Annotated in this window: 17 protein-coding genes; 8 read left to right on the top strand and 9 right to left on the bottom strand. The window is 38.2% G+C overall.

Going from position 1 to position 17,920, the window contains the following annotated elements:
* Window positions 1-63 precede the first annotated feature (63 nt).
* Entirely contained in the window at window positions 64-333 is a 270-nt protein-coding gene (locus AN619_RS13855) for a TMEM165/GDT1 family protein (protein ID WP_068557863.1), read from the top strand.
* A gap of 65 nt (window positions 334-398) precedes the next feature.
* Here AN619_RS13855 and noc read toward each other — a convergent pair whose 3' ends face one another.
* The 9 genes from noc to rpmH all read right to left on the bottom strand — a co-directional run bounded on the left by noc (window position 399) and on the right by rpmH (window position 7,888).
* The gene (noc, locus tag AN619_RS13850; RefSeq protein ID WP_068557862.1) at window positions 399-1,199 is read right to left on the bottom strand and encodes a nucleoid occlusion protein; all 801 of its coding nucleotides are present in this window, start codon (window positions 1,197-1,199) and stop codon (window positions 399-401) included.
* Window positions 1,200-1,354: 155 nt separating this feature from the next.
* Complete coding sequence (gene rsmG, locus AN619_RS13845) at window positions 1,355-2,074, bottom strand: 16S rRNA (guanine(527)-N(7))-methyltransferase RsmG (protein ID WP_068557861.1); 720 nt, start codon at window positions 2,072-2,074, stop codon at window positions 1,355-1,357.
* On the bottom strand, window positions 2,067-3,962 hold the full coding sequence (mnmG, locus tag AN619_RS13840) for a tRNA uridine-5-carboxymethylaminomethyl(34) synthesis enzyme MnmG (RefSeq protein WP_068557860.1): 1,896 nt from the start codon (window positions 3,960-3,962) through the stop codon (window positions 2,067-2,069). Before mnmG ends, rsmG begins: the two co-directional genes overlap by 8 nt.
* A 114-nt stretch (window positions 3,963-4,076) precedes the next feature.
* Window positions 4,077-5,459: a tRNA uridine-5-carboxymethylaminomethyl(34) synthesis GTPase MnmE gene (gene mnmE / locus AN619_RS13835; protein WP_068557859.1), complete on the bottom strand. Its 1,383-nt coding sequence runs from the start codon at window positions 5,457-5,459 to the stop codon at window positions 4,077-4,079.
* A 374-nt stretch (window positions 5,460-5,833) separates the two neighbouring features.
* Window positions 5,834-6,451, bottom strand: coding sequence for an RNA-binding cell elongation regulator Jag/EloR (gene jag / locus AN619_RS13830; RefSeq protein ID WP_068557858.1), 618 nt, complete (start codon window positions 6,449-6,451; stop codon window positions 5,834-5,836).
* A gap of 1 nt (window position 6,452) precedes the next feature.
* Window positions 6,453-7,112 (bottom strand): YidC/Oxa1 family membrane protein insertase, encoded by a 660-nt coding sequence (locus tag AN619_RS13825; protein ID WP_242867411.1) that lies wholly within the window; start codon window positions 7,110-7,112, stop codon window positions 6,453-6,455.
* A gap of 21 nt (window positions 7,113-7,133) precedes the next feature.
* Window positions 7,134-7,343, bottom strand: a complete 210-nt coding sequence (gene yidD, locus AN619_RS13820; protein WP_083525151.1) for a membrane protein insertion efficiency factor YidD — start codon at window positions 7,341-7,343, stop codon at window positions 7,134-7,136.
* Between the two features lie 9 nt (window positions 7,344-7,352).
* Complete coding sequence (rnpA, locus tag AN619_RS13815) at window positions 7,353-7,688, bottom strand: ribonuclease P protein component (RefSeq protein ID WP_068557857.1); 336 nt, start codon at window positions 7,686-7,688, stop codon at window positions 7,353-7,355.
* Between the two features lie 65 nt (window positions 7,689-7,753).
* Window positions 7,754-7,888: a 50S ribosomal protein L34 gene (gene rpmH / locus AN619_RS13810; RefSeq protein WP_068557856.1), complete on the bottom strand. Its 135-nt coding sequence runs from the start codon at window positions 7,886-7,888 to the stop codon at window positions 7,754-7,756.
* Window positions 7,889-8,543: 655 nt separating this feature from the next.
* Between rpmH and dnaA the strand changes: the two genes are divergently transcribed.
* The 7 genes from dnaA to gyrA all read left to right on the top strand — a co-directional run bounded on the left by dnaA (window position 8,544) and on the right by gyrA (window position 17,691).
* A complete protein-coding gene (dnaA, locus tag AN619_RS13805; protein ID WP_334292205.1) occupies window positions 8,544-9,881 on the top strand; it encodes a chromosomal replication initiator protein DnaA in 1,338 nt (445 codons plus the stop codon).
* Window positions 9,882-10,115: 234 nt separating this feature from the next.
* A complete protein-coding gene (gene dnaN / locus AN619_RS13800; RefSeq protein WP_068557854.1) occupies window positions 10,116-11,219 on the top strand; it encodes a DNA polymerase III subunit beta in 1,104 nt (367 codons plus the stop codon).
* 174 nt (window positions 11,220-11,393) lie between these two features.
* On the top strand, window positions 11,394-11,606 hold the full coding sequence (locus tag AN619_RS13795) for an RNA-binding S4 domain-containing protein (RefSeq protein WP_068557853.1): 213 nt from the start codon (window positions 11,394-11,396) through the stop codon (window positions 11,604-11,606).
* Window positions 11,607-11,673: 67 nt separating this feature from the next.
* The gene (recF, locus tag AN619_RS13790) at window positions 11,674-12,795 is read left to right on the top strand and encodes a DNA replication/repair protein RecF (RefSeq protein WP_068557852.1); all 1,122 of its coding nucleotides are present in this window, start codon (window positions 11,674-11,676) and stop codon (window positions 12,793-12,795) included.
* A 120-nt stretch (window positions 12,796-12,915) separates the two neighbouring features.
* The gene (remB, locus tag AN619_RS13785) at window positions 12,916-13,212 is read left to right on the top strand and encodes an extracellular matrix regulator RemB (protein ID WP_068557851.1); all 297 of its coding nucleotides are present in this window, start codon (window positions 12,916-12,918) and stop codon (window positions 13,210-13,212) included.
* Window positions 13,213-13,314: 102 nt separating this feature from the next.
* Window positions 13,315-15,228: a DNA topoisomerase (ATP-hydrolyzing) subunit B gene (gene gyrB / locus AN619_RS13780; RefSeq protein ID WP_068557850.1), complete on the top strand. Its 1,914-nt coding sequence runs from the start codon at window positions 13,315-13,317 to the stop codon at window positions 15,226-15,228.
* A gap of 15 nt (window positions 15,229-15,243) precedes the next feature.
* The gene (gene gyrA / locus AN619_RS13775) at window positions 15,244-17,691 is read left to right on the top strand and encodes a DNA gyrase subunit A (RefSeq protein WP_068557849.1); all 2,448 of its coding nucleotides are present in this window, start codon (window positions 15,244-15,246) and stop codon (window positions 17,689-17,691) included.
* The last annotated feature ends 229 nt before the right edge of the window (window positions 17,692-17,920 follow it).

Raw genomic sequence — 17,920 nt, 5'->3', positions numbered from 1 at the left:
TATTTTATGTATTATAAAAAATAAACCCTTGAATTTGAAATATAAAATGAGGAGGACCTCTAGATGTGGAAAATCATAATCAGTGCCTTTTGGATGGTATTTCTGGCAGAATTAGGAGATAAAACACAGTTGCAAACCATGCTCTTGGCAACACAATCCAAATCTGTATTCGCTGTTTTTATCGGTGCTTCCGCAGCCTTGGTGCTCAGTGCATTTATCGGGGTTTTTGCTGGAACATATATTACAAAATACATTCCTCCCCAATATTTGCAATTTAGCGCAGGCATTGCTTTTATTATTATCGGCGTATTGACCTTATTCGGTAAAGTATAGACAAACAAAGAAGGCTACTGATGATCATCATCAATAGCCTTTATATTTCCATAAAGGGACATTTTTTATCGGGTCTTTGGTATTTTGACAACCACCTCAATATAATCTCCCTTGTCTAATTGCTTATACTCTGCATCCAACCCCGTTTGCTTGATGGCATGAAAAGCATTCTTTAAGGTATTCAAATAAATTTTAAAATTAAAGGCACTTTTGATGTTTTGCCTTCTCTCCGGTTCCTTTGGCTTGGACAGTTCTTCTAATGTATCGGTAATTAATTTTTCTGTTTTCTTAACCGTTAAATCTTTTTTGACTACTTCCTCCAGTATAGCCAACTGAAGCTTTTCATCAGGAAGTTTCAGCAAAGCCCTAGCATGCCGCTCTGTCAGGCCATATTCTAGCAGCTTCTCTTTTACAACCTTCGACAGTTTTAAAATCCTCAATTTATTGGCAATGGTGGACTGATTTTTGCCTACTTTTTCCGCAATATCCTGCTGGGTAAAATTATGGTCTACAATCAGATGATTATATCCTTCCGCTTCTTCAATGAAATTCAGGTCTTCCCTCTGAAGATTTTCAATCAGCGCCAACACTGCAGAATCTTGATCTGCCATCTCTGATACAATAGCAGGTATTGTTTGTAATTGGGCAAGCTTGGCTGCTCTTAATCGTCTTTCGCCGGCTACCAATTCATAGTGATCTTGTCCAATTTTTCTGACACTAATGGGCTGCAGCACGCCATATGCTTTGATGGACTCGCTTAGTTCTTCCAGGCTAGCCTTTGTAAAAACTTTTCTGGGCTGATATGGGTTCGGTCTTATATGATCTATCGGTATTTGCAGCACTGTTGTATTCTGTTCTATCACCATACGCAATCTTCCCCTCTTACAAAACTATATGGATTACCGTCTTTAAAAATTTCATTCATCTGCACAAAATAATTATTCGTCAAAAACACCTTACTTCCTGCCTTTTCGTTGAAATTTGGTCTGTTTTTTACTCTACAAAAATCACAAAAAAACGACTATGCCAATGGTTTTTTCGTCGGCATTCCGGCTTTCCTGGGGAATTTTGTCGGTGTGATCTTCACTTTTTCGATTACAACGATATTATGGGTGATATCACTAAAGGGAAGTAAAATATCTTTCCTTTCTACAACTTTCCCTCCCAAAAGTTCAATAGCTTTTTTTCCCCTTTCCATTTCCTCATCAATACTAGGTCCTTTCTGGCAAATAAAATACCCTCCCACCTTTACAAAAGGAAGGCAATATTCGCTCAAAACATTCAATTCCGCCACTGCCCTAGCTACGGCAATATCATATTTTTCCCTATAGTGTTTATTGGCTCCAAAATCCTCTGCCCTGCCGTGGACAAATTCTACCCGGCTCAATTCTAAGCGGCTGCATACCTCCCTTAGAAAATGAATCCTTTTGTTTAGGGAGTCAAGCAGGGTCAAGGATAGATCCGGATAATATATCTTTAGCGGTATTCCAGGAAAACCTGCTCCCGTTCCAACATCGATGATCTTGACATGGGATTTTAACTTGTCTATTGAGGCACAGGACAAAGAATCTAAAAAGTGTTTCATCATGATTTCTTTTTCATCGGTGATGGCTGTCAAATTCATCTTCTCATTCCATTCCAATAGCAATTCCTTGTAAGTTATGAATTGATGTATTTGCCTATCGGTCAAAGATAAACCGAGGGCTTTTGCTCCCTCTGTTAAAATTTCCATACTATTCATTGGTTTCACTTCTCCTTCTCTTCTGCTGCTCTAAATAGACCAGTAAAACAGAAATATCTGCCGGGGATACCCCTGATATTCTGGAAGCCTGTCCCACAGACAAAGGTTTGATGGCATTCAGTTTTTGCCTGGCTTCCAATCGCAGGCCATCAATCATGCTATAGTCAATTTCAGGATCTAATCGCTTTCCCTCCAGCTTTTTAAACTGTTCAATTTGCTTCATTTGCTTTTCAATATAGCCCTCATATTTAATTTGTATTTCACACTGCATAATTACATCCTTAGGCAACTTTTGACGATGCAGATCAATCTCCTCCATATGGTCATAGGTCAATTCCGGCCGCCTTAGCAAATCATACAAAGAAATTCCGTTTTTTATCTCCGAACTTCCCATTTTTCTCAAAAATTCATTGGCATCCCCAGGGGTAACGACGGTATTTTTCAATCGTTCCATCTCTTTTTCAATAAGTTCTTTCTTTTTTAAAAATTTCCTGTAGCGCTCCTCTTTGACAAGACCGATCTTATATCCTTTTTCTGTTAATCTCAAATCTGCATTGTCCTGCCTTAATATCAACCGGTATTCTGCACGGGATGTCATCATACGATAGGGTTCATTGGTTCCTTTGGTGACCAAATCGTCAATCAAGACACCGATATAGGCTTCCGAACGATCCAAAATCAAAGGTTCTTTTCCTTGTATTTTTAATGCTGCGTTAATTCCTGCCATCAGTCCCTGGGCAGCCGCCTCCTCATATCCGGAAGTTCCGTTAAATTGCCCCGCAGAGTAGAGATATGCAATATCTTTACATTCCAATGTCAGATGTAGCTGCTGAGGATCAATGCAGTCATATTCAATAGCGTAGGCCGGCCTCATAATTTTCACATTTTCAAGTCCCGGGATTGTTCTTAAAAACTTCAATTGTACATCTTCAGGAAGGCTTGTAGACATGCCTTGGACATACATCTCATATGTATTCAATCCTTCCGGCTCTATAAAAAGCTGATGTCTTTCCTTATCAGCAAACCGCACTACCTTATCCTCAATAGAAGGACAATATCTGGGCCCCGTACCCTCAATTTCTCCACTATACATGGCAGAACGGTGGAGATTTTCCATAATAATCCGGTGGGTTTCCTGATTGGTATAGGTTAACCAGCAGGGAACCTGCTCCTTCTCCAAGGAATCATTCATAAAGGAAAAGGGTACGATTTCCTTATCCCCCGGTTGTATCTCCATTTTGCTGAAATCTAAAGTTTTTTGATCTACTCTCGCCGGTGTACCGGTCTTAAATCTTCTCATTTTTAAACCCAGAGCCTTTAGGTTGTTGGTTAATTCCTTAGATGGTGCTAATCCGTTGGGCCCGCTCTCATAGTTTACTCCTCCGATAAATACTTTTCCTCCCAGATAAGTTCCCGTAGCCAAAATTACCGCTTGACTGTAATAAATCGCTCCAGTCCTTAACAAAATACCCCTTGCACGGTTTTCTTCCACCAATATTTCAACAACTTCCCCTTGTTTTAAATCAAGATTTTCCTGGTTTTCCAGCACCTTTTTCATCTCCATATGATATAAGGTTTTGTCTGCTTGTGCCCTGGAAGAATGCACAGCAGGACCTTTTGCCGTATTGAGCATACGACTTTGGATAAAAGCCCTGTCAATATTTAAGCCCATCTCTCCTCCCAAGGCATCAATTTCTTTCACCAAATGTCCTTTTCCCGTTCCCCCTATGGAAGGATTGCAAGGCATCATGGCCACAGAATCCAGATTTATGCTTAAAATCAATGTTTTACATCCCATTCTTGCAGCAGCCAAGGCTGCTTCACAACCTGAATGTCCTGCACCAATCACAATCACATCGTAGGTGCCGGCTACAAACTTCTCAACCATCCATCCATCCTCCTTTATTCGTAATATCGTAGAAATACCAGTAGATTATGATGGAAATCCTTTGCATCCCTTTATGTCAATCTTGCCAAATGTAAGCTTCTAACTGCCTATAAATTATTTTCCTAAACAGAAATTTGCAAAAATCCGATCTATAATATCCTCATCCACCGTATCCCCTGTAATTTCACCTAGATTTTCCCAACAATTTTTTACATCCACTTCTACAAAATCCAAGGGCATATTTCTTTGAATGGCCTTGATGGCATCCTCCATATTCTTTTTTGCCCGTTCCAAGGCATTTTGATGGCGCACGTTGGTCACCAGAGAGTAGTGTTTATGCTTTACTTCTCCGCCATAAACCATTTGCACAATTGTTTCTTCCAGTTCCTGGAGTCCTATGTTTTCCAATATGGAAATTTTAATGATTTTTTTTCCGGGAAGCATTTTCCTCAAGTCCTCTTCATCCAATACCATGGGCAAATCCGTTTTATTCAATAAAATAATGGCATCCCTATCCTTTACCAGTTCAATGATCTGCAAATCCTCCTCTGTGAAAGGTTCTGAGGCATTTAGCACAAAAATAATCAAATCTGCCTTGTTAAAAAATTCTTTGCTCTTTTCAACGCCAATCTTTTCTACAAGATCCTCCGTTTCCCTTATTCCTGCCGTATCCACAATATTTAATGGAATTCCTTGAATGTTTACATATTCCTCAATCACATCCCGTGTAGTACCAGGAATCTCCGTAACAATGGCCCTTGCCTCCTTCAGTAGTGCATTTAAGAGAGAGGATTTTCCTACATTCGGTTTTCCCACGATAACGGTCTTTAGTCCTTCTCGCATAATTTTCCCTGTATGGGCCGTTGACAATAAATCCTCTATCTCCTTCATAATCTTTTCCCCTTGTTTTTCCAACTTTTCATATGTAATTTGTTCAATATCCTCATCGGGAAAATCGATATTTACTGTAATATGTGCAATCATTTCCAGGATATCATTTCGAATTCTTTTCACTTCCCTTGACAGGGTGCCTTCCAATTGTCCTAAAGCAATATCAAAACCTTTCTCTGTTTTGGCACTGATTACATCCATAACAGCTTCCGCTTGGGCTAGATCAATCCTTCCGTTTAAAAAGGCCCTTTTCGTAAATTCTCCCGGCTCTGCGATCCTAGCCCCCATCCTTAGGACAATTTCCAAAATTTTACGAACAGGCACAATGCCTCCATGACAGTCAATTTCTGCCACATCTTCAGCAGTATATGTATAGGGCCCCTTCATGTAAACAACCAATACTTCATCTATTCTGTTTTTTGTATAGGGATCCACAATATACCCATGGGTAAATCTTCTGCTGGGAAAATCTTTAATACTTTTTCCCTTGCTAGGAACAAAAATTTGATCTAAGATAGCTATGGACATGGGACCACTAAGTCGGACAATTCCAATCCCTGCTTCTCCGGGAGCAGTGGCAATGGCCGCAATTGTATCATCAAGCATTTTCTCACCTCTTATCTAAAAAACATCTTTCTCCTGCATAAGAACCCATAATAATTATATTATACCAATTATTTCTCAAACCATCCCAAAACATGATTTCCTATGTCTTGTCATAAACAAAACCCAGTATGGCTACTGGGTTTAGCTTGTGGACAAACCCTTGAGATTTGGCTTCCTGCTCAGACCTGCGCCGCTTTTCTAAATAAAAAAATAAGGAAAAAAGCGGCTTGCTGATTCGCGACGAAGCCTAAATCTCAAGGGTTCCTACTTATCCCGTTACTTTTTCTACAGACTGAACCCAGTATGGCTACTGGGTTTTGCTACTTCCTTCTCTTCCCTCTTTTTTCTCAATCTTATTGCATCTTCCAACATCTTTACTTTGCAGTAATAATGACCTTGCGATAGGGCTCTTCTCCCTGGCTTTTTGTTTCTACATAAGGATGATTCTGCAAAGCAGAATGAATAATCCTTCTCTCATAAGGATTCATAGGCTCTAAAACAATATCTCTCTTAGAATTTTTTACTTTTTGTGCGAGTCTGTTGGCAAGCCTGATCAAAGTCTGTTCTCTTTTTCTTCGATAATCCTCCGTATCCAATACAACTCTCAGATATTGCTCCCGTTCCTTATTTACCACCAAACTTACCAGATACTGAAGAGAATCTAATGTCTGTCCCCTTCTGCCAATCAAAATCCCCATATCCTTCCCAAATAGATCTACGTACAGTGTATCTCCCTTGATCTTTGTTTTGTATTGAGCCTCTAGTCCCATGGTTTTCAAAACATCCTTCAAAAAAGATACCGCCGTCTCTTGGGGATTGTCAATTACCTTAACCCTTACCCTAGCCTGTCTGGTCCCGATAATTCCAAATATGCCCTTGCTTGGAGCTTCTAAAACCTCAATCTCTACCTTGTCCTCTGTAACCTTTAATTCAGCCAGGGCACTTTTTACAGCTTCCTCTACTGTTTTTGCCGTTTTTTCCGTAAACCTCATATTAATTTGACTCCTCCTTAGGTGTTCCTGCTGTTCCAGCCTTAGGCATAAGATATTGCTGCACCCACTGGAATATATTGCTTACTACCCAATACAAGGTTAATCCTGCAGGGAAACTTCTCCCCCACCAAAGAATCATCACAGGAAATACCATGTTCATGGTTTTCATGCTTTGATTTTGTGCTGCTCCAGTACTTGCAGTATTCATTGAAAAATAAGTTGTAATACCTGCCAGAACAGGTAGTATAATCGGATCAGGTTTGCTCAAATTGGGTATCCATAAAAAAGCTTCATTGACAGCCTGTACAAAGTGAGGATCACTGATATATTTTGTCGGCTCTCTCAATACAGCAAAAAGACCAAATATAATGGGCAACTGAATGATCAGGGGCAAACACCCTCCTAAGGGATTTACCTTATACTCCTTATACAGCTCTACTGTTTTTATATTCAAGGTTTCCTTATCATTTTTATACTTTTCCTGCAAAGCTTTCAGCTTTGGTTGCAGCTCTGCCATTTGTTTGGTTGATTTCAACTGCTGTATTGTCAAAGGCAACAATACTAGTTTTACGACCACTGTAAATGCAATAATAGTAATTCCATAATTTCCTATCAGACTATATAAGAAATTCAAAAGCATTCCTAAAGGTTTTGCGATCAAATCTTTTACCCCCTATCATTTCTACTTTAAAGGATCATACCCTCCAGGATGAAATGGATGGCATTTTACAATTCTTTTGAGGATCAATAGTGTTCCACGGAGAGCTCCATATTTTCCTAAGGCCTCTAGTGCATATTGAGAACAAGTAGGATAGAATCTGCAAGAAGGCCTTTTCAAAGGCGATATATATCTTCTATATATTTTCACCATCCACACCAATAATTCCTTCAATAATTTCACCTATTTCAATAATTTTGATTTTTTTAAAAGATGCACCATGGCCTTTTCTACTTCTGCATAGGTCGCTTCTTTTATATTGATTCTCGCGATAAAAACCAGATCATAACCCTTTAAAGCTGTAGGACCAACGGCTCGAAAACTTTCCTTCATCAGTCTTTTAACACGGTTCCGTACAACACTCTTTCCAACCTTTTTGCTTACAGAAAATCCTACCCTGTTATAATCTTCTCCGTTTTTCATGACAAAAAGGACCAGTAATCGGTTTGCTGTAGATGTACCCTTATCATAAACCTTTTTAAATTCCATATTCTTTTTCAATCGTAGCGTATGATCCATGTTTTTTTGCCTTCCTTTGAAAAATTCCTACATATTTATAGAAAAAGGCCACTTTTATGCGGCCCTTAAGCAGTCAATCTTTTTCTGCCTTTTTGTCTACGTCTTTTTAAAACATTTCTTCCAGACTTTGTTTTCATTCTCTTTCTAAAACCATGCTCTTTTTTTCTTTGTCTTTTCTTTGGCTGATATGTCATCTTCACGAAAAACACCCCCTTCAACAACTACCTACTTTATATCCTTTATGATATTGATATCGCATCTAAAAATGAGCATTTACTAAATAATTATAACTTCACAAATACAATCTGTCAAGAAACTTATTTTTTCTTTGTTTTTGTGGATAAATATATCCCCACTCCATTTTCCTGTGGATAATTTTTGTGTTTTTGATTGAAATCCTCTTTTTAATTTGATATGATTAAGACAAGTTGTTGATATGTGGAAAGCCATATCAACATATTCAGTTTTATACACAATCTGTGGATAAATTTGTGTATAACTTATATCTTTTAGCTTTTTTTATTGTGATTTTCTTATTCTGCCCCTGTGAAAAACAAATATATTTTTATCTACGTATTGTGTACAAGTTTTTTTTTGGTTAAAAAATAGTTTTTTACCCTATAAATTATCCACAAGATTATTCATTTCCTAGTTGCTAAAAATTATTCAACAAAATTTTAAAAATCTCATAAATATCAACAATTTTTGTGGATATCCTGTGAATAGGTTGTATTTCATGTTCTATAAAATTTTTTTATCCACCATAAAAATATTTAGACTTGCTTCATCTTCTAGTTCTCTTCTATGGGATTATTTTTATTTCATATTGTATTGATAGGAGGCTGCTATATGAGTATGAATCTGCCTGATATATGGCAAAAAGCTCTCAATTTGATCAAAACAGAGTTGACAGAAGTGAGCTACAACACTTGGCTAAAACCCATAGAACCAATAGCTATTCATGGGAATACCATCCTTCTTGGTGTCATGAACGATTTTTCAAAGGGGATTTTAGAAGGCAGGTACGCAAATCTTATTATGAATGCCATTAAACAAATCACTTCTCAAGAATACCAACTAGACTTTATTGTGCCCGGAAGTGAAAAATACATCAAGGCTACGCAACAGACAAACCAACATAATATCAATTCTTCTGACACCTTCGATACCTTGAATCTAAATCCAAAGTATGTGTTTGACACCTTTGTTATCGGGAACAGCAATCGTTTTGCCCACGCCGCCTCTCTAGCCGTGGCAGAAGCTCCGGCAAAAGCCTATAATCCCCTGTTTATCTATGGAGGCGTAGGTTTAGGAAAAACCCATTTAATGCACGCTATTGGTCATTATATATTAGGGCAAAATCCAAATGCCAAGGTCGTATATGTTTCTTCTGAGAAATTTACCAATGAGCTGATCAACTCCATCAGGGATGACAAGAATGTAGAGTTTCGAAATAAATACCGGAATGTAGATGTTCTATTGGTAGATGATATTCAATTCATTGCTGGCAAAGAAAGAACACAAGAGGAATTTTTCCATACTTTTAATGCCCTCCATGAAGCCAACAAGCAAATTATTATTTCCAGTGACCGGCCACCCAAAGAAATACCCACTTTAGAAGACCGGCTTCGCTCCCGTTTTGAATGGGGCCTTATTACAGACATTCAGCCCCCTGATTTAGAAACAAGGATTGCCATTCTTCGCAAAAAAGCAGAAGTGGAAAATATCGATGTGCCCAATGAGGTCATGCTTTACATTGCAAAAAAGATACAGGCAAACATTCGTGAACTAGAAGGTGCGTTGATTCGAATTGTAGCCTACTCTTCCTTAACCAATAACGAAGTTACGGTAGAATTGGCCAGTGAAGCTTTAAAAGACATTATTTCATCCAGCAAGCCGAAACAAATTACTGTATCCTTGATTAAAGAAGTGGTGGCAGAGCATTGCGGGTTAAAAATGGATGATTTTAACTCCAAGCGAAGAACAAGGTCTATCGCCTATCCAAGGCAGATTGCCATGTACCTGTGTCGAGAACTGACAGACCTGTCCCTTCCTAAAATCGGTGATGAGTTTGGAGGTCGCGATCATACAACAGTTATCCATGCCCATGAAAAAATCAGCCAGGATATTGAAGGCGATATGGATTTAAAAGCAAAAATAGAAGATATGATTAAGGATATCAAGAGCAAATAATGCACAGCCTTATGTGATTAAATTCTTCATAATATGTGAATAAAAAGCAATCCTGTTTTGGTTTTTGTATATGTGGATAAGTTACACTGTTTTATACACAACTTTTGAACATACACAAAATAGGTATTTTTCTTGATGCAAAATACTTATCCACAATTTCACAAGCCCTACTACTATTACTACTAAAAACTTATATTTATTTATACCTTTCTCAGACAAGGAGGTTATCCACAGATGAAACTCAGATGCAGTCAAAAAAATCTGGCATCCAGTATAAATATTGTTCAAAAAGCTGTCTCCATGAAAACAACTTTGCCGATTCTAAAAGGTATACTCTTTGAAACATGTGGACAAACACTAAAATTGGTAGGCACAGATCTAGAAATCGGAGTAGAACATCATATCAACGCAGAAGTGCTTTCTCAAGGTGCCGTTGTAATTTCTTCACGACTTCTTGGGGATATTATACGAAAACTTCCTGAAGCAGATGTGGAAATAGAGGTAGATGCTTTAAACAACATGACGATTCGATGTGAAAATTCAGAATTTACATTGGTTGGGCAACCGGCCATTGAATTCCCTGAATTGCCTTTGGTAGAAGAGGATCATGCCTATGAAATTCCTCAAGATTTACTGAAAAATATGATTCGACAAACGGTTTTTGCGACGGCTCTGGATGAAACGAGACCCATATTGACAGGGGTATTAATGGAAATGCAAGAAGGCGTCATCAATATGGTGGCCTTAGATGGGTATCGTCTGTCCCTCCGGCAGGGAAATATAAAGACTTCTTACAGCAATAGGGCCGTAGTTCCCGGAAAGACATTAAATGAGATTTATCGCATTCTTTCAGAAGGAGAAGATGGCAAAGTTGAAATATCCTTTACAGATAAGCATGTTTTGTTCCAAACGGCAAGCACAAAAATCATTTCTAGGCTTTTGGAAGGTGAATTTATTAACTATCGGCAGATTATTCCAAAGGAATTTAAATCGAGGGTAAAAGTAAAAACAAAGGATCTCTTAGATAGTATAGAAAGGGCTTCTCTTTTGGCAAGGGAAGGAAAAAATAACCTCATCAAGTTTTCTATAAAGGATGAATTCATGACTATTACTTCTAACGCCGAGATCGGAAGGGTTTTCGAAAACCTTAGGATTGAACTGGAAGGGGACGACATTGATATAGGTTTCAACTCAAAATATTTTTTAGATGCTTTAAAAATTTTAGACAGTGAAGAAATATATTTGAATTTTACAACCAATGTAAGTCCCTGCATTGTAAAACCCACGGACACCAATAATTATACATACCTTGTACTACCTGTCAGATTAGCAGGCTAAGAAGCGATGAGTCCTTTATAGCTGGATCATATAAAGGGCTCTTTGTCTTTTGAACAAAATATTTTTATTTATCTTTAACAGCAGGGATTTGTTCTATATAATAGATACACTGGAATAAATAAAAAGAAAATATATCAAGATAGAGATAAAATAAACTTTGAGGAGAGAGCCCATATGTATAAAGAAATTAAAATTGAAGGAGAATACATTAAATTAAGTCAACTGCTGAAGTTGGCCAATTATGTGCAGTCGGGAGGACATGCAAAAATCTTGATTCAAGAAGGATTGGTAAAAGTAAACGGTATTACGGAGTACCAAAGAGGAAAAAAAATAAAACCAGGGGATGATGTAGAACTTCAAGGAAAAAGAATAAAAGTCATCGAATAAATTATGAAGGAGATACAGTAAAAGAAATGAAACAATGTGATATTGGCAATGTCAAGGGGTGCTCAGTGTGTATTTAAAAAAATTAAAGTTGATTAATTTTAGAAATTATCAACAGTTGGATTTAATTTTCCACCCGAAAATCAATGTATTTATTGGAGATAATGCCCAAGGAAAAACCAATATATTGGAAGCTATTTATTTGACCAGTACAGGAAAATCTTTTAGAACCAACAGAGATAGGGAATTAATCAAAATGGATAAAGATAAGGCGTATATTCTCGTGGAGGGTGAAAAGAGATACACCAGTGTATCGGTAGAATTAAAGCTAGAGGAAAATAAGAAAAAACAAATAAAAGTAAATGGCATAACATTAACAAAGAATACAGATTTGTTAAACAATATTCACGTGGTGGTTTTTTCACCAGAGGACTTGAAGTTAGTAAAGGAAGGACCTGTGGAGAGAAGACGTTTTATGGATATGGAAATATCCAACATTAGGCCCCGCTACTGCCACTGTCTGGGACAATACAATCATGTGCTAATGCAGAGAAATAATCTTTTAAAGAAAATACATCATGATAGAAAATATATAGCAACCCTTGACGTATGGGATGAAAAGCTGGTGGAATTAGGAACAATTTTAATATTAGAAAGATTAAAATTTATTCATCGTCTGAACACATTAAGCAGGCTGCTCCATAGAAAAATTACCGATAGCAAGGAAAACCTGGAGATAAAATATATTGCCAGTGTGAAAGATATAGCAGAAGAAGAAAGAATTTCACAATCTTTCCATAGAGAATTAAAAAAAATGCTGGAGGTGGATATCTGTCGAGGAACAACGACCATAGGGCCTCACCGAGATGATCTTGTCTTTTATGTAAATGGCATTGATATAAGAGTTTTTGGCTCCCAAGGACAGCAAAGAACCTCAGCTTTGTCTTTAAAATTGGCTGAAATTGAGTTGGTAAAGGCTGAGACCGGAGAATATCCAGTATTGCTTTTGGATGACGTCATGTCTGAACTGGATATGAAAAGACAAATGTTTTTAATCAAGAGCTTAAGAGACATACAAACTTTTATTACCACTACGGATATGAGTTTGTTGGATTCAATCCGTTTAGGAGAAGAAAATATTTTTTATATTGAAAAGGCATCAGTGAAAAAGAAAAATGAAAATATATCATAAAAATATGTGGAAAAACGGGTCAAAGGTCTTATTCTCCAAGGAGATGGGCGAAAAAACTTTTATATAAGGTTTAAAAAGGTTATAATATAAGGTGGAGAATTTTTTTAAGGAGGAGATTTTATGTTTCTTCATCTGGGTGGAGATGTAGTCATTCCCATTGGCGATATTGTATCGATTATAGATATTTCTACGGCTTTAAAATCTAAGGACAGTAAAGAATTTTTCAAAAATGTAGAAGCAGAGGGATTTGTGCATAGGATCTCAGAGGAAGAACCAAAAACTTGTGTTATCACTGAGAAGAGGGAAAAAAAAGGGAAAAAACCTTCGAAAAAAACACAAATGATTATCTATTACTCACCTATCTCTTCCGTCACTCTTCAAAAAAGAGCCAATTTTATTGATACTCTGCATCTTTAAGGTTTATGAAAGAGAGAATTTAGCAAAAGCAGCTTTGCTGCTTTTTTATATGAAATATGAACGGTTTATTTGCAGTATATTTGATTGTAGGGGGGTAAAAAAATGGTTGAAAAAGTAAATCAAGAATATGGAGCCGAACAGATACAAGTACTGGAAGGATTAGAACCTGTAAGAAAGAGGCCGGGAATGTATATAGGGTCTACAGGCCCTAAAGGATTGCATCATTTGGTGTATGAAATTGTAGATAACAGTATTGATGAAGCTTTGGCGGGATACTGTAAAAACATAGAAGTTGTGATTCACGAAAATAATGCAATTACCGTAAAGGATGACGGCAGGGGTATGCCCGTGGACATTCATCCTAAGATGGGAAAACCTGCAATAGAAGTAATTCATACGGTGCTCCATGCCGGAGGAAAATTTGGTGGTGGCGGATATAAGGTATCGGGAGGACTCCATGGTGTTGGTGCATCTGTCGTAAATGCATTATCTGAATGGATGGAAGTAGAAGTCAACAGGGATGGTAAAATCTACAGGCAGCGATATGAAAGAGGTCATACGGTAACGGATCTGGAAATCATTGGAGAAACCAATGAGACCGGTTCGAAAACAACCTTTTTGCCGGATAGAGAAATATTTGAAGAAATCGTATTCAAATTTGATACCTTGGAACATCGTTTAAGGGAAATGGCTTTTTTAAATAAAGGAATCCGCATTCGCTTAATTGATAAGAGGCCGGAAAATCCTAAGGATGTAACTTTCTATTATGAAGGCGGTATTAAGGAATTTGTAAAGCATCTCAATAAAAATAAGGATATTATCCATGAATCTATTATCTATTTTGAAGGGAATAGGGATCTTTCGCATGTGGAAATTGCCATGCAGTATACGGATACCTATACGGAGAATATTTTTTCCTTTGCCAATAATATCAATACCCAAGAAGGGGGAACCCATTTAATCGGATTTAAAACGGCTTTGACGAGGGTAGTCAATGACTATGCAAGAAAAAATAACCTTTTAAAAGAAAAAGAAGAAAACCTTATGGGCGAAGATATTCGGGAAGGTTTAACAGCCATTATTTCTGTCAAGTTAACAGAACCTCAGTTTGAAGGCCAGACAAAAACAAAGCTGGGAAACAGCGAGATGAGAAGTATCGTGGAGGCCATTTCTGCCGATGCATTGACGGCATTTCTGGAAGAGAACCCTGTTGAAGCCAAAATCATTGTGGAAAAATCTATTCGGGCAGCCCGTGCTAGGGAAGCTGCCAGAAAGGCCAGAGAATTGACAAGAAGAAAGGGTGCCCTGGATCATATGGCTCTTCCTGGAAAATTGGCCGATTGTTCCGAAAGGGATCCAAAACTCAGTGAAATATTTTTGGTAGAGGGTGATTCTGCGGGAGGATCTGCAAAACAGGGAAGGGATCGCAGAACCCAAGCAATTCTTCCTTTGAGGGGTAAGATCTTAAATGTTGAAAAGGCTAGATTGGACAAAATACTGAACTATAATGAAATTCGGGCAATGATTACGGCCTTCGGCTGTGGGATTGATGATGATTTTGACATAGAAAAATTAAGATATCACAAAATTGTCATCATGACCGATGCCGATGTAGACGGGGCCCATATCAGAACTTTGCTGCTGACGTTTTTCTACCGATACATGAAGCCTTTGATTGAATATGGACATATATATATTGCACAACCGCCCCTTTATAAGGTGAAAAAAGTAAAGGAGGAATACTATGTTTACTCCGATAAAGAATTAGATCAACTTCTCCATCAGATTGGCAGAAGCAATATCAATATTCAACGATACAAAGGTCTTGGGGAGATGAATCCGGAACAGCTATGGGAAACAACGATGGATCCCACCAAGAGAACGTTGATTCAGGTAACCATTGATGATGCCGTAGCAGCAGATGAAATTTTTACTACACTTATGGGGGATAAGGTAAAACCCCGTAGGGATTTTATTGAAGAAAATGCGAAGTATGTAAGCAACCTAGATGTGTAGTAAGGGGGAAAAAGGATGCTAGAGGATAAAAGTAAAATTTTGCAAGTGGATATAGAGGAAGAAATGAAAAAATCCTATATTGATTATGCCATGAGCGTTATTGTAGGCCGTGCTCTGCCTGATGTGCGGGATGGTTTGAAGCCTGTTCACAGGAGAATTTTGTATGCTATGAATGAATTGGGATTAACGCCGGACAAACCCCACAGAAAATCTGCCCGTATTGTTGGGGATGTACTAGGTAAATATCATCCCCATGGAGACAGTTCTGTATATGATGCCATGGTAAGAATGGCTCAGGATTTTTCAACAAGATATCTATTGGTAGACGGTCATGGAAACTTTGGCTCCATTGATGGTGATGGTGCTGCTGCCATGCGATATACGGAGGCTAGACTTTCAAAGCTTGCCATAGAGCTATTGAGGGACATCGGAAAGGAAACGGTAGATTTTGTACCTAACTTTGATGAAACATTAAAGGAGCCTGCGGTACTTCCCAGCAGGTTTCCAAACTTATTGGTGAACGGCTCTAATGGTATTGCCGTGGGGATGGCTACATCCATTCCTCCCCATAATTTGTCAGAGGTGATTGATGCTACCATCAAGATGATAGATGATGAGGAAACCACTGTTGAAGATTTGATCAAAATCGTAAAGGGTCCTGATTTTCCTACGGGAGCCACTATTATGGGTGTGGAGGGCATCAAGGAAGCCTATCGAACAGGACAGGGAAGGATTACGGTAAGGGCCAATGTGGAAATTGAACAAGCAGCCAAAGGGAAAACCCAAATTATTGTCAGTGAAATCCCTTATCAGGTAAACAAGGCAAAGCTTATAGAAAAGATTGCCGAGCTGGTAAGAGATAAGAAGATAGAAGGCATAGCGGATTTAAGAGATGAGAGCGATCGGAGCGGGATGCGCATCGTGATTGAATTAAAGCGGGATGCCAATCCAAATGTAATATTGAATAAGCTTTATAAGCATACTCAAATGCAAGATACCTTTAGTGTTATTATGATTGCCCTTGTCAATGGAGAACCAAAAATTTTAAATTTATATGATATGATTCACCATTATTTGGAGCATCAAAAAGATGTGGTGACGCGAAGAACAAAATATGACCTGGCAAAGGCTGAGGACCGGGCCCACATTTTAGAAGGCTTAAAGATTGCCTTGGATCACATTGATGCAGTAATTCAGCTGATTCGGAGCTCTGCAAATGTGCAGGAGGCCAAAGCTGGATTGATGGAGCAATTTCATTTGTCAGAAAAGCAAGCACAGGCTATTCTGGATATGCGTCTGCAAAGACTTACAGGATTGGAAAGGGAAAAAATTGATGCAGAGTATGAAGAATTGATCCAGCTCATTAGCCAATACAAGGAAATTTTGGCCAATGAAAGATTGCTTTTGAATATCATTAAAGAAGAGTTGGCGGAAATTAAAGAGGCCTACGGAGATGAGAGAAAAACTGCCATTACCGCAGCAGCAGACGAAATTGAAATAGAAGACTTGATTGATGATGAGGAAGTAGCCATTACCCTGACCCATTTCGGGTATGTAAAGAGGTTGCCGGCAAATACCTATAAGATTCAGAAGAGAGGCGGCAAGGGAGTGACAGCCCACACCACAAGGGAAGAAGATTTTGTAGAACATCTGTTTATTGCTTCTACCCATAATTATATTTTATTCTTTACCAATATGGGCAGGGCTTATCGACTGAAGGCTTATGAAATTCCGGAAGCAAAACGGCAGGCCAAGGGTACGGCCATTGTAAATCTTCTGCAGCTTCAGCCAAACGAAAAAATAACGGCTGTCATTCCGATTCGGGAGTTTGAGAACAACAAGTTTCTTGTTTTGGCCACAAAGATGGGAATTATTAAAAAAACAGAGTTGTCCCAGTTTGATACATCCAGAAAAGCTGGGATTATGGCTATGAATCTAAGGGAAGATGATGAATTGATCAGTGTAAAATTAACCGATGGACAACAGGAAGTCATCATGGTGACAAGACAGGGGATGTCTATCCGATTTAATGAAAATGATGTGAGGGATATGGGCAGATCAGCTATGGGTGTGAAGGCCATGCATTTATCAGAAGATGATTATGTTGTAGCCATGGATCTGGTAGGAGAGGGCAAAGATTTGCTAGTGGTGAGTGAGCATGGTTTTGGAAAGCGTACATCCCTAGAGGAATATAGGGTGCAATCAAGGGGCGGAAAAGGGATTATCACTTATAATAAAACAAACAAGACTGGCATGTTGGTAGGAGCAAAGGTTGTAAATGATGAAGATGAGATTATGCTGATCAGCACTGATGGCGTCATTATTCGATTGGAAGTCAAGCAAATATCAAGAATGGGTAGGATTACCCAAGGGGTTACTTTGATGAAGGTGGGACAGGATACCAATATTGTATCCATTGCTAAGGTAGCCCAAGGTACCGAAGAGGAAGAACAAATTGAGTGAAAGAAGTGCTCTTTTAAAAATTAGGATTTGACAGATGCGCAAATGATAAATGTTTTTGCGTATCTTTTTTTAAGGCAAAACCAAAAGGAATTTTTTAATAAACTCATATTCCGCTGAATACATCATAACTTTTTCATAATTTAATTCAGAACTTTTAAATTATGATGCACCTCTGATGTAGATGTTCTCAGGAATCCCTAAATAGCGCAAAATTGTTTTGACGTTAGGA

It is taken from the genome of Thermotalea metallivorans, assembly GCF_001562415.1.
Classification (GTDB): Bacteria; Bacillota; Clostridia; order Peptostreptococcales; family Thermotaleaceae; genus Thermotalea; species Thermotalea metallivorans.
The sequence above is the reverse complement of the archived record's forward strand: the minus strand, read 5'-3'. Positions and strand labels throughout refer to the sequence as shown.